Genomic DNA, 11,990 nt, shown 5'->3' with positions numbered 1-11,990 from the left:
TCCGGGGCCCGGGCGGTCAGGCGGACGGCGGCGGCCCGGCGCCGATGCTGCCGCGCCCCGCGAGGCGGAACAGCAGCACCAGGGACGGCAGGATCAGCACCACGGCCGCGCAGACGACCCCGACGACGTCGAGGGTGGCGTCGGGGGACGCGGCCTCGTCCAGCGAGGGACGCGTGCCCAGCAGACAGGGGTAGTGCGAGACGCCCCAGCCGGCGACGACGAGCGCGACGGCCGCCGCGGCGCTCTCGCGCAGGCCGCGGTGATTCGCGACGAGCATCAGTGTGGTCAGGGCGACGCCGAAGGGCACCAGGATGATGTGGAAGCCCAGGGTGAAGGCCATCTGCTCCCTGGCGGGCAGCAGCTGGGCCGGCCCGGGGGCCACGGCCGTGAAGTGGAGGACGGCCTCGGGTGGTCTGGTCACTGTGTCCTCGTCGTGCGTCGGGAAGCCGGCGTGTCTCCGGCGCGGACGGGCGACGGTGCCTGACTGCGGCGGTCTACTGCTGCGGGCTCGGCGTGACGCGCACCATGATGTTCTTCATCAGCGGCTGGTCGCTCTGCCGGCTGTAGTCGCTCGCGGCGACCAGCACGTTCATCTCCGGCATGTACCCGGCCGCGCAGCCGCGCGGCATGCTGTACTCGATCGCCCGGTAGCGCTTCAGGCGGCGGCGGCTGCCGTCCCGCGCGGTGGCGGTGATGTCGACCAGGTCGCCCGTGGCGATGTCGCGGGCGCGCATGTCCTCGCCGTTCATCAGGATCAGCGTGCGGATGTTGCTCACCCCGCGGTAGCGGTCGTTGTCGGAGTAGATCGTGGTGTTCCACTGGTCGTGGCTGCGCATGGTCTGCAGGACGATCACGTCGCCGGGCGGCGGAGCGTCCGGCAGGCCGGCGGCGGAGAATTCGGCGCGGCCCGACGGTGTGAGGAAGGCCAGTTCACGGGCGGGCTGGCGGATCCGGAAGCCCAGCGGCAGCCGTACCCGGCGGTTGAAGTCCTCGAATCCGAGCAGGACCTGCGCCATGGTGTCGCGGATACGGTCGTAGTCCTCGATGTAGGACTCCCACGGGGTCCGGCTGCCGGGCAGGGTGGCCCTGGCGATGCCGGCGATGATGGCCGGCTCGGACAGCAGATGCGGGGAGGCCGGCTTCTTCATGCCGACCGACAGGTGCACCATGCTCATGGAGTCCTCGACGGTGGTGCCCTGGACGCCGCGCCGCTGGTGGTCCTTCTCCGTACGGCCCAGGCACGGCAGGATCAGCGCCTTCCCGCCGTGCACGAGGTGGCTGCGGTTGAGCTTGGTGCTGACGTGGACGGTGAGCGCGCAGCGCCGCAGGCCCTGGGCGGTGTACGCCGTGTCGGGCGCGGCCAGGGCGAAGTTGCCGCCCATGCCGAGGAAGACCTTCACGCGGCCCTCGTTCATGGCCTCGATGGTGCGGACGGTGTCCAGGCCGTGCTCGCGCGGCGGGTCGATGCCGCAGGCGTCGGCGAGCCGGTCGAGGAAGTCGGGGGTGGGGCGGTGGTCGATGCCGCAGGTGCGGTTGCCCTGCACATTGCTGTGCCCGCGCACCGGGGACGGCCCGGCGCCCTCCCGGCCGAGATTGCCGCGCAGCAGCAGCACGTTGACGATCTCGCGGACGGTGTCCACGCCGTGCTCGTGCTGGGTGATCCCCAGGCACCAGCTGACCAGGGTGCGGTCGGAGGCGGAGTAGATCCGCGCGGCCTTGAGGATGTCGGCCCGGGGGACCCCGGACTGTTCCTCCAGCTGCTCCCAGGACGTGGCCTCGCACAGGGCCCGGTAGTCCTCGAAGCCGAAGGTGTAGCGGCCGATGAACTCGTGGTCCAGGGCCTTGGGATCGTGCGCGCTCTCCTCCAGGACAGCCTTGGCGACGCCCCGCAGGAAGGCCATGTCGCCGCCGACCCGCACCTGGATGGTGAGGGTGCTGGTGGGCGTCGACTTGAACAGCGCCATGTCGGTCATGTCGTGCGGCACGATGGTCCGGGTCGCCGCGGCCTCGATCAGCGGGTTGACGTGGACGATCTGGGCGCCGCGCCGGTAGGCGTCGGCGAGGGCGGTCAGCATCCGGGGCGCGTTGGACGCCGCGTTGACCCCCATGATGAACAGGGCGTCGGCGGCCTCCCAGTCGGCGAGGTCCGCGGTGCCCTTGCCGGTTCCCAGGGCCGCCTGGAGGGCGCGGCCGGAGGCGTCGTGGCACATGTTGGAGCAGTCGGGCAGGTTGTTGGTGCCGAACTCGCGGGCCATCAGCTGGTAGAGGAACGTCGCCTCGTTGCCGAGCCGCCCCGAGGTGTAGAAGGCCGCCTCGTTCGGGCTGTCGAGGCCGCGCAGCTCGCGGCCGATGAGCGCGAAGGCGTCCGGCCAGGAGATCGGCGCGTAGCGGTCGCGGACGGCGTCGTAGACCACCGGCTCGGTCAGCCGCCCCTGGTCCTCCAGCGCGAAGTCGGACCACGTCGACAGTTCGGCGACGGTGTGCCGGGCGAAGAAGTCGGCCCCGACCCGCTTGGGGGTCATCTCCCAGGTGACGTGCTTGATGCCGTTCTCGCAGATGTCGAGCTTGAGGCCCTTGATGTCGTCGGGCCACGCACAGCCGGGGCAGTCGAACCCGCCGTTCTCGTGGTTCATCCTGAAGACGGCCCGCGGCCCGTCGACGAACGCGTGCTCCTTCACCAGGACCCGGCCGACGCTCTTGGCGGCGCCCCAGCCGGCGGCGGGGTGATTGTACAGGCGCTGGGAGGGCCGCTTCCTGTCCGCGGGGCCGTCCCCCCCTGTCGGGGTACGGCCGACCGCACCGTCGTCCGGGCCTGCCGGTCCCCGGTTCACATCGGATGCAGTCATGTAGGGCCCTTTGCTGTGCGTCAATTCCCGGGAAATCTATATTTTTCGGCACAGCACGGGACACGGCACGCCGGAGGTCCGGCGGGAGATCCGCCGGACAGCTTCTACGAGCGGGCGAATTCCAGCAGGTCCGCGTTGAAGCGCCCGGCGAACTTGGGCACCATCGACAGGCCGTGCGGCGCCCCGGGGTAGACCTTGAAGGTGGCGTCCTTGACGATCTTCGACGACTTCTCGCCCGCCGCGACGATCGGCACGATCTGGTCGTCGTCGCCGTGCACGATCAGCGTCGGGACGTCGATCCGCTTGAGGTCCTCGGTCAGGTCGGTCTCCGAGAAGGCCTTGACGCAGTCGTACGCGCCCTTGATGCCGACCTGCATCGACCACAGCCAGAACTCGTCGCGCGTGCCCTGGCTGACGGTCGAGCCATCGCGGTTCGCGCCGTAGAAGTTCGCGCTGAGGTCCTGGTAGAACTGCGAGCGGTCCGTCTCGACACCGGCCCTGATCTGGTCGAAGACGTCGATGGGCAGGCCTTCGGGATTCGCGTCGGTCTTGAGCATCAGCGGCGGGATCGCGCTGAGCAGGACCGCCTTCGCGACACGCTCGGTGCCGTGCCGGCCGATGTAACGGGCCACCTCGCCGCCGCCGGTCGAGTGGCCGACGAGGATGACGTCCCGCAGGTCGAGCGCCTCGATCAGCGCGTCGAGGTCGTCGGCGTAGGTGTCGAGGTTGTTCCCGTCCCAGGTCTGCCCCGAGCGTCCGCCGCCGCGCCGGTCGTGGGCGATGGCGCGGAAGCCGTTGTCCGCCACCACCTTCAACTGGGGGTCCCAGGCGTCCGCGGTCAGCGGCCAGCCGTGGCTGAACACGATCGGCTGACCCGATCCCCAGTCCTTGTAGAAGATGTCTGTTCCGTCTTTCGCTTTGATGAAGGGCATGAGCCGGCTCCTGCCGCGCGAGGAAATGGAGGACCGCGAACAGCCGGGGACGCCCAAAAGGGACATCCCCGCTTCACGATACCCACGAGCCGTCCCCTCGGCGCGCCGAGCGGCATCGCCGCCCCTCGCGACCGGCGGCGGAAAGGTATTCCGTTCGCCATCCGGATGACGGGCACAGATAAGAGTGGGCCGCCCGCTGGCGGACGGCCCACCCGGAATTCCCTTTCGGTCTACTGCGCGGTGAGGGTGAAGCTCTGGGCGGCTCCGCCGGTGCAGGTCCACTGCTGGAGCCGGGCACCGTCCGCGGTGGAGACATCCGTGACGTCCAGGCACGCACCGGTATTGCTGCGCGGAGTCAGGGTGTACGTCCCGTTGGCGCCGGCGACCGGCTTCCACTGCTGGTTCGTACCCGACCCGTACGCCCACAGCTGGATCTTCGCGCCATTGCCGGCGCCCGAACCACCCGTCACATCCCAGACGGCCGAACCCGCATTACGGCTGACCACCTTGAAATAACCGCTGTCGGTGGCCTGGAACTGCCACTGCTGATTCGCACTCCCCGTCTGGCACGCCCACTGCTGAACGGCGGCGCCATTGGCGGTCGAACCGTTGGCGTCATCCACGCACTTGCCGCTGTTGGTGTTCTTCACCGTGTACCACTTCGACGAATCGATCGGCCCGTTCCCGCCGGTTCCGGTTCCGGTACCGCTGTTCGCGCCGGGCCACAGGTAGGTGCCGACGGTCTTGGCGGGCAGCGTGGCGGCGACCTGCTGGTCGCCGACCCGCAGGGTGAACGGCTGCGGCGAGCCCGTCTGGTTGACGACGACGGTCACCAGCGTGCCGTCGGGATTGAGGAAGGCCACATTGGTGGTGCTGCCGCTGCCGCCGTTGTTGGTCTGCACGCGGGTGGCGCCGCGGGCCACGAACTTCGAGAACTGCGCGATGATGTAGTAGTCGGGCAGCGCCCAGTACGTGTCGGGGCTGCTCGGCGACTGGATGAGCATGCTGGGGTCGGGCGAGCCGGACCACTGCTCGGGGGCGCGGTTCTGGTCGAGCATGGTGACCCAGTCCTCGTACATGATCGACTGGTTGCGGAAGTACTGGACGATGCGGTCGGCGCCGGAGGTGCCCCACACGGCGCGTTCGGTCATCGCCACGTCCTTGGTGGGGTAGCTGGCCTTGACCTGCCCCATGGACGTGGGGTCGCCGCCGTAGTCGTGGAAGGCGACACCGTCCACGGCGTTGAAGGCGTCACTGGGCGAGCCGGGGTTGCCGAGGACGCCGGCGGTGTAGCCGGGGCCGTCGGAGAAGTTGTGGTCGAAGGCCCAGATCTTGGTACTGGCCGCCCCGTTGTTGTTCAGTTCGCCGCGCAGGGCGGTGGCGACCCGCCGTTCCTGGTCGGCGGACAGGGTCATGCCCGGGTAGTCCGGCGGCGAGAACAGCGGCTCGTTCTGCATCGTGACGGCGTACAGCGGCAGGCCCTGGCCCGCGTAGGCGGTGACCGCCTTGCGCAAGTAGGCCGCCAGCACGGGGATGTTGGAGTCGGGCAGCGAGCCGCCGAGCAGGCTGTTGTTGTTCTTCATCCACGCCGGGGGGCTCCACACGCTCCCGAACAGCAGCAGGTTCGGGTTGATCGTCTTCGCCTCGCGCAGCACATCGATGATCTTGTAGTCGATGTCCTTCTGGATCGAGAAGCGCGACAGGCTCGGGTCGGCGGAGCCGTCGTCGTAGGTGTAGAAGGCGCGGGAGGTGAAGTCGCTGGTGCCCAGCGGGATGCGGGCGACGCTGAAGCCGGCGCCGTTGACCGGGTCGACCAGCTTGTGCAGCGCGGCGGTGCGCGCGGTGGCGCTCATCCGGGACAGGTTGTAGATCGTCGACTCCTCCAGTGAGGAGCCGACGCCCAGCACGGACTGGTAGTGGGTGCCGGTGTCGGCGGTGATGGTGGCGGAGCCGGACGCGGCGGCGGTGGTCAGGTCCGCCTGCTTGGACAGCTTGTACGGGGTGGCGGCCAGGCCCGTCGCCGGGTCGGTGAACCAGCTCCCGCTGCTGGGGCCGAACCCCGGCGCGGTCGACTCCGAGCTGAGATACACCTGCACCGGGGTGGTGGCCGCGGCGGCGGGAGTCGCGTTGACGGCGGACAGGGCCGCCGGGGCGAGCAGCGCACCGGTCGCCACCGCGGTGGCGGCGAGGATCATCCGGCGGCTGCCTCCGAGGGGCGTAGGGGCGGGGGAACGCCGGGGGCGTGGATGGCGCAGACGCATGGACCTCTCCTGAGGACGGCGGGAAGCGCCGGCCCGGACCGTGGGTGTCGGGCCGGCCGGTGGATGGCGGGAAGGCGCGGCGGAGCGGCCGTCTCCGCGGACCCGGCCGGGTCCACAACAGAACGGAACGGAACGGGCCGGGGCGGCGTGACGAGCGAAGGGGAAGGCGGGGGAAGGCCGGCAGCCGCGGCGGGACAGCCTCGAAAAGGGCAGGCTCCCGCGAGGACGCCGCCAGGACGCCGCCGAGCGCCGTCCGCCGGAGCGGTCGCGCGCCCTGTGCGGCGCAGTCACCAGGACGGTGTGACAACCGCCCTGCGTTCAAGGGTTGTTGTCAGCGGTTGAGCTGATGCCGTGTTGCCTTCAGTCCCCAGACTGTGGTCCAGTCCAAGGCGGCGGTCAAGAGGGCGTGACGAAAAAAGTTTCGCCACAACGCTCCCCCGCGCCACGGCGATCCTTCACTTCATCAAGGAAAGGCCCACCCGTGGTGGGCTGTTCACAAAGGTCAGGCCACCGGCCCCGTGGAGTCGCGCAGCAGCACGTCGGCGGCGAGCTCCCGGTGCGGTGTCTCCGCGGTGCGCCGGTCCAGCAGCCGCACCAGCAGCAGGACGGCGAGCCGGCCCACCTCCTCCAGCGGCTGCCGCGCCGTCGTGAGCCGCGGCACGGTGGACCGGCCGGAGTCGGTGTCGTCGAACCCGGTGATCGACAGGTCCTCCGGCACGCGCAGCCCGCGTTCGTGGGCCGCCCGCAGCGCGCCGACGGCCGCCGTGTCGTTGAACGCCGCCAGGGCGGTGGGCCGCCGCGGCAGGCCGAGCAGCTCGCGGGCCGCCTCGTACCCCCGGTCGGCGGTGGGCTCGATGCTGCGCAGCAGTTCCGGGGAGTGCGCGAGGCCGGCCTCGGCGAGCGCCGCGGCATGTCCGGCGATACGCGAGCGGCTGGTCAGCCACTCCGCCGGGCCGCCGATCACACCGATCCGCCGGTGGCCGAGGCCCAGCAGGTGCGCCGTCAGCCCGCGGGCCGCCGGCAGGTGCGCCACCGCCACCGACGCGATGTCCGGGGGCAGCGCGGTGCGGGGGTCGACGACGACGAAGGGGAAGCCGCGCGCCCGCAGCGCGACCAGCTCCGCCGCGCTTTCCGGCGGAAGGACCAGCACCGCACCCGCGGTCCGCCGGTCGCAGGACAGCCGGTGCAGCAGCCCGCTGCCGCGCGCCGCGTCCCCCGCACTGAGCACCACCTGCCGGCCGTGCAGGCTCAAGGTCTCGGCGACCGCGGAGACGACGGCCCCGAAGTAGCCGGTGAGCGCGTACGGGCAGCGCACCAGCACGGCCCCGTCCGGGGCGGCGGCCCGGTCCGACGCGGCACCCGCCAGCCGGTCGGCGACGGCCCGTACGTGCTCCCGGGTGCCGGGCGCGACGCGCCCGTTGCCCGTCATCACCCGCGAGACGGTCGCGATCGATACCCCGGCCTCGGCCGCGATCCTGCGCCGGGTAATCCCGCTGCTCACCGACCTACTCATCTGTTACATCGATTCGTTCCACGAAATCAGTCTATGCACCCGGCCTGCACAAGCCTTGACATCGGGAATGAACCCCCGCTTTGCTGTGGATCGCCGCGTTGGTTTCGAATGTGTTTCATTACGTTTCACAGCTGATTTCGCCCACGGACCACCCCGCCGGAGCGCGGCCCGCCTTCACCGCCTCCGGCACCGCTGCCGTTCCCTTCCGTCCAGCGCACCGCCGCTACCGAGGAGAACCACCATGAGACGCGCCCTGGGTGCGGCGGCCTTCACCGCCGCACTGTGCCTGGCCTGCCTGCCCGCCCCCGCGTACGCCTCCCACTCCGGCCGCCCCCATCAGGCGGCGCCCCAGGCGCAGGTGTGGCTGACGACCGCCGACGACTCGGCGCAGTTGCAGCGGCAGGCACCGGTCGCCTTCCATCCGGGGGCGTCGGACCTGACGACGATCACCGTGGACCCGGATCAGCGCTTCCAGCGGATGGACGGCTTCGGCGGCGCGCTGACCGACTCGTCCGCGGCCGTGCTCGGCGCGCTCCCGCGGACGGCCAGGGACGCGGCCATGCGGCGGCTGTTCGACCCGAAGGCCGGCATCGGGGTGAGCTTCCTGCGCCAGCCGGTCGGCTCCTCGGACTTCACCGCCGCGGCGGCCCACTACACGTACGACGACGTGCCGGCCGGGCAGACCGACTTCGGGCTGAAGCACTTCAGCATCGCCCACGACCGGGCGCAGATCCTGCCGCTGCTGCGGCAGGCCGAGCAGCTCAACCCGCAGCTGACCGTGCTGGCCACCCCGTGGAGCCCGCCGGCCTGGATGAAGGACTCGGGATCCCTGGCCGGCGGCCACCTCAAGGACGACCCGGCGGTCTACCGGGCCTATGCCCGCTACCTGGTGAAGTTCGTCCAGGCGTACGCGGCCGAGGGCGTCCCGGTCGACTACCTGACCGTGCAGAACGAGCCGCAGAACCGCAAGCCGAACGCGTACCCCGGCACCGACCTGCCGGTCCAGCAGGAGGCCGAGGTCATCGAGGCGCTCGGCCCGCTGCTGCGCGCCGCGGGGCTGCACACCAGGATCCTGGCCTACGACCACAACTGGACCACCCACCCCGACGACATCGCCACCGCCCAGCAGCTCGGCGAGGACCCGCAGACCGACTACCCCTACGAGATCCTGGACGGCCCGGCCGCCAAGTGGGTCGCCGGCACCGCCTACCACTGCTACTCGGGCGACCCGAGCGCCCAGACCGCGCTGCACGACGCCCACCCCGGCAAGGGCATCTGGTTCACCGAGTGCTCGGGGTTGCACGGCGCCACCGACACGCCCGCCGAGATCTTCCGCGGCACCCTGACCTGGCACGCCCGCACCATCACCGTCGGCACCACCCGCAACTGGGCCAAGTCCGTCGCCGACTGGAATCTCGCGCTGGACGCCGACGGCGGCCCGCACAACGGCGGTTGCGACACCTGCACCGCGCTGCTCACCGTGCGGCCGGACGGCACCGTGACCGCCAACGCCGAATACTCCACCATCGGCCACCTGTCGAAGTTCGTGCAGCCCGGCGCCGTCCGCATCGCCAGCACCAGCTACGGCACCACCGGCTGGAACGGCCAGCTCACCGATGTGGCCTTCACCAATCCCGACGGCTCCACCGCGCTGGTCGTCCACAACGAGAACGACGCCCCGCACTCCTTCACCGTCGCGGTCGGCGACCGGTCCTTCGACTACACCCTGCCCGGCGGCGCCCTGGCCACCTTCACCTGGCCCGCCTCGGGGCAGCTGCGCACGACCCTGCGCCGGCTGGACCTGACCGGTGCCACCGCCACCGCCTCGCCCGCGGGGCAGGACCCGGCCGGGGCGCTGACCGACGACGACGGCAGCACCCGCTGGAGCAGCGGCGCCGCCCAGGAGCCCGGCCAGTTCGTCCAGCTCGACCTCGGCCGCCGCACCTCCTTCCGCAGCGTCGCGATCGACAGCGGCGACAACCTCGGCGACTACGCGCGCGGCTGGCAGCTCTCCGTCAGCGACGACGGCGCCCGCTGGCGTACCGCCGCCGCCGGCCCGGGCACAGGCCAGCTCACCACCGCGGCGCTCCGGCAGCCGGTCACGGCCCGCTTCCTGCGCGTCACCCAGACCGGCGCCGCCGGCAACTGGTGGAGCCTGGCCGACCTGCGCCTCTACCGCTGACGCGAACGGGCCCGCGGGGCAGGACGAACCCGCGGGCCCGACACGCGGTTCCCTGTCCGATTGTTCCTTCTCTTGCGGGTTTCATGGTTTCGTGCTGCTATCGAAGAAAAGCAAGTCATACGACTGACTGACTTGGCTTTCCGGAGGTGCGGTGTGAGTGACGTGGACGTGGTGGTGGTCGGCGCGGGGATCGCCGGCCTGGTGACGGCCCGGGAGATCGCGGCGGCCGGCCGCTCGGTGTGCGTGCTGGAGGCACGCGACCGGGTGGGCGGGCGCACCGCGAGCCAGGACGTGGCCGGCGTGACGCTCGACATGGGCGGGCAGTGGGTGGGCCCGACCCAGGACGAAGTGCTGGACCTGATCGACGGGTTGGGGCTGGCGCTGTCCCCTTCCTACGAGGTCGGCGCGCATCTGCTGGGCATGGACGGCGAGGTGGTGCGCTACACGGGGGCGGGCTTCGGGCTGCCGGAGCCGGCCGCGCTGGAGGTGGCCAGGGTCCAGCAGGTGCTGGAGTCGATGGCGCAGCGGGTGCCGCTCGACGCCCCGTGGACGGCGCCGGAGTCGGGCCGGTGGGACAACAGGACCCTGGAGGACTGGCTCGAGGAGAACTGCGCCCATCCCGCGGCGCTGCGCTTCTGGCGGCTGATCGTGCCGGCCGTCTTCGCCTGCGAGACCGGCGAACTGACACTGCTGCACTTCCTGGTCTACATCAAGTCCGGCGGGATGCTGGACATGCTGGTGTCCACCGGGGGCGGCGCGCAGGAGTCCCGGGTGATCGGCGGGACGCAGCAGATCAGCGAGCGGCTGGCGGCCGGCCTGGGCGAGGCGGTCCGCCGCGCGCACCCGGTGCACACGGTGGAGCAGGACGAGCGGGGCGTCACCGTCCGCGGCGACGGCTTCGCGGTACGCGGCGGCCGGGCGGTGCTGGCGCTGCCGCCGGTGCTGGCCGGACGGCTGCGGTACAGCCCCGCCATGCCGGCCGACCGCGACCAGCTCACCCAGCAGGTGCCGGCCGGCTCCGTGGTCAAGGTGCAGGCGGTGTACCCGACGCCCTTCTGGCGCGAGCGGGGCCTGTCGGGCTTCGCGCTGTCGACCGACGACCTGGTGAGCGTGACCTTCGACAACTCCCCCGACGGCGGCGGGCGCGGGGTGCTGCTGGGCTTCCTGGAGGGCGAGCGGGCCCGGCGCGCGGCCCGGATGAGTCCCGAGGAGCGCCGCGGCGAAGTCCTGGCCTGCTTCACGAAATTCTTCGGCCGCGACGCGTCGTCCCCGCTGGCGCTGGCCGAACTGAACTGGTCGGCCGAGGAGTTCACCCGGGGCTGCTACGGCGGCCGGCTGGGCGCGGGCGCCTGGACGCAGTTCGGGGCGCGGCTGCGCGAGCCGGTGGGGCGGGTGCACTTCGCCGGCTCGGAGACCGCGGAGATCTGGATGGGCTACATGGACGGCGCGGTGCGCTCGGGCAAGCGGGCCGCGGCGGAGGTGCTGGCCGCGCACAAGGCCGCGCCGGACGACAGACCGGACGACACACCGGACGCCGCGCCGGACGGCCTGCCTGATGCCGCACCGGCCTCCGTACCGCGCGGCGCGCCACGCGCCGGCTAGTCGGCCGGACTCGGGGCGGCCAGCGCGGTCAGGGTGCCGATCACCATGTCCAGGTCGGACTTGGCGCGCACCGGGTCGGGGTCGACGACGTACTGCAGTATCAGCCCGTCGATGCTGGCCAGGATCACCCTGGCCAGCGCGTCGTAGTCGATCGCGATCGTCTCGCCGGCCGCCTCCGCGGCCTCCTGGCACCACTTCGCGGTCAGCTCGATATAGCGGCGGTATTGCCAGGATGCCAACTCGTGCAGACCCTCGGTGCGCAAAGTGGTCAACGTGAGTTCGTACTGGAGGAGTTGCAGCCCGACCTGGTCGGCGACCATCTGGTCCCAGAAATTCGTGATGCCGGCCCGCAGTGTCCCGGCCAGGCCCGCGCTGCGGGACAGCCCGGCGCGCAGCGCGGCGGCGATGTCGGCGTCGACGTCCTCGACGACCGCGCGCAGCAGCATCTCCCGGGTGCGGAAGACGTGCTGCATCGTGCCGAGCGCGATGCCCGCCTCCTCGGCGACCCGGCGCAGGCTCAGCTTGGCCAAACCGTCGCGTACGCACACCCGTCGGGCGGCGGCGACGATTTCCGGCCTGCGCTCGTCGGCGCTGATGTAGGTCACCGCGGCCCTCCCTGCGACGTCAGCGGCGCGATCAGCGGCAGGGCCATCA

Annotated in this window: 8 protein-coding genes; 2 read left to right on the top strand and 6 right to left on the bottom strand. The window is 71.5% G+C overall.

Annotated elements, in window-relative coordinates; all coding sequences use genetic code 11:
* Nucleotides 1–16: 16 nt before the first annotated feature.
* The 5 genes from OHA86_RS36170 to OHA86_RS30400 form a co-directional block, all read right to left on the bottom strand.
* Nucleotides 17–421 carry a hypothetical protein gene (locus OHA86_RS36170; RefSeq protein ID WP_443071920.1) on the bottom strand — a complete coding sequence of 135 codons (405 nt, stop codon included), beginning with the start codon at nt 419–421 and terminating at the stop codon, nt 17–19.
* 73 nt (nt 422–494) lie between these two features.
* Nucleotides 495–2,846, bottom strand: coding sequence for an FdhF/YdeP family oxidoreductase (locus OHA86_RS30415; protein WP_329180395.1), 2,352 nt, complete (start codon nt 2,844–2,846; stop codon nt 495–497).
* Between the two features lie 104 nt (nt 2,847–2,950).
* Nucleotides 2,951–3,778, bottom strand: a complete 828-nt coding sequence (locus tag OHA86_RS30410; protein WP_329180393.1) for an alpha/beta fold hydrolase — start codon at nt 3,776–3,778, stop codon at nt 2,951–2,953.
* A gap of 230 nt (nt 3,779–4,008) precedes the next feature.
* Nucleotides 4,009–5,973, bottom strand: coding sequence for an RICIN domain-containing protein (locus tag OHA86_RS30405; protein WP_329180391.1), 1,965 nt, complete (start codon nt 5,971–5,973; stop codon nt 4,009–4,011).
* 568 nt (nt 5,974–6,541) lie between these two features.
* Nucleotides 6,542–7,540, bottom strand: a complete 999-nt coding sequence (locus OHA86_RS30400; protein ID WP_329180389.1) for a LacI family DNA-binding transcriptional regulator — start codon at nt 7,538–7,540, stop codon at nt 6,542–6,544.
* A gap of 253 nt (nt 7,541–7,793) precedes the next feature.
* On the opposite strand from OHA86_RS30400, the gene OHA86_RS30395 reads away from it, so the two are divergent.
* Both OHA86_RS30395 and OHA86_RS30390 read left to right on the top strand, forming a co-directional pair.
* Nucleotides 7,794–9,734, top strand: coding sequence for a discoidin domain-containing protein (locus OHA86_RS30395; protein ID WP_329180387.1), 1,941 nt, complete (start codon nt 7,794–7,796; stop codon nt 9,732–9,734).
* Nucleotides 9,735–9,887: 153 nt separating this feature from the next.
* The gene (locus OHA86_RS30390) at nt 9,888–11,336 is read left to right on the top strand and encodes a flavin monoamine oxidase family protein (protein ID WP_329180386.1); all 1,449 of its coding nucleotides are present in this window, start codon (nt 9,888–9,890) and stop codon (nt 11,334–11,336) included.
* On the opposite strand, the gene OHA86_RS30385 is transcribed toward OHA86_RS30390, so the two are convergent.
* Nucleotides 11,333–11,941: a TetR/AcrR family transcriptional regulator gene (locus tag OHA86_RS30385; RefSeq protein ID WP_329180384.1), complete on the bottom strand. Its 609-nt coding sequence runs from the start codon at nt 11,939–11,941 to the stop codon at nt 11,333–11,335. The two genes, OHA86_RS30390 and OHA86_RS30385, sit on opposite strands and share 4 nt — an antisense overlap.
* Nucleotides 11,942–11,990: the final 49 nt, after the last annotated feature.

Origin of the sequence: Streptomyces sp. NBC_01477 (assembly GCF_036227245.1) — a bacterium.
Lineage (GTDB): Bacteria > Actinomycetota > Actinomycetes > Streptomycetales > Streptomycetaceae > Actinacidiphila.
The sequence above is the reverse complement of the archived record's forward strand: the minus strand, read 5'-3'. Positions and strand labels throughout refer to the sequence as shown.

What these genes read in the sequence shown, in the direction of transcription:
- OHA86_RS30395 (WP_329180387.1), top strand. Translation starts at nt 7,794, where the DNA reads ATGAGACGCGCCCTGGGTGCGGCGGCCTTCACCGCCGCACTGTGCCTG.
- OHA86_RS30415 (WP_329180395.1), bottom strand. Translation starts at nt 2,846, where the DNA reads ATGACTGCATCCGATGTGAACCGGGGACCGGCAGGCCCGGACGACGGT.
- OHA86_RS30410 (WP_329180393.1), bottom strand. Translation starts at nt 3,778, where the DNA reads ATGCCCTTCATCAAAGCGAAAGACGGAACAGACATCTTCTACAAGGAC.
- OHA86_RS30405 (WP_329180391.1), bottom strand. Translation starts at nt 5,973, where the DNA reads ATGATCCTCGCCGCCACCGCGGTGGCGACCGGTGCGCTGCTCGCCCCG.